Origin of the sequence: Protofrankia sp. Cr1 (assembly GCF_963555865.1) — a bacterium.
Taxonomy (GTDB): Bacteria; Actinomycetota; Actinomycetes; order Frankiales; family Frankiaceae; genus Protofrankia.
Genome location: NZ_CAUVXO010000506.1, coordinates 4178 through 4697, shown reverse-complemented (window position 1 = coordinate 4697; position 520 = coordinate 4178). Strand labels below are relative to the sequence as shown.

Annotated in this window: 1 pseudogene; it reads left to right on the top strand. The window is 68.5% G+C overall.

Features of this window, described 5'->3' with window-relative positions:
* Nucleotides 1-520: pseudogene (locus tag U9980_RS24695) on the top strand (hypothetical protein); the annotation flags it as partial.

The following is a 520-nucleotide window of genomic DNA, read 5'->3' as shown; positions in this document are numbered from 1 at the left end:
ATCACTCTCGCCGGGGAGCAGGCCGCTCTGCTCGACGACATGCGCCGAACCCTGCCATCGGGCAGTCGGGTCTGGGCGGGTCAGCTCTACGATTTCTGGACGAGGACCTTCGACGCGGCAATGGAAATGCAGTTCGAGAACGTCTCGCTGCGGGCCCGTACGAACCTTGCTGAGTTGTGTGAGCTGGTCGTACGCCGGCCGCGCGGCGCCAGCCCGATGCCCGGCCGCACCGGTTCTGGCCGGCCGGCGTACGGCCGAACCGGGCCCGGACCGGAAGAGGATTCTCGGGACGACCAGCGCTGGCAGGACGATTTGGATCACGTCAAGGGGGGCTGGGACACCCCTCCCGATGGCGCTGGCGCGGGCGCCGGTGGTCGCCGCGGGCGTGGTCATCCTGACCCGGCACCCGACCGGGAATCCGGGAATGGCCGGAGCCGGAACGATTATCAGCCCGACAACAACCATGACGGCCGGCAGGCGATCGATCTCCACAAGGATGTCGGCGACCCGTCCGCACGTA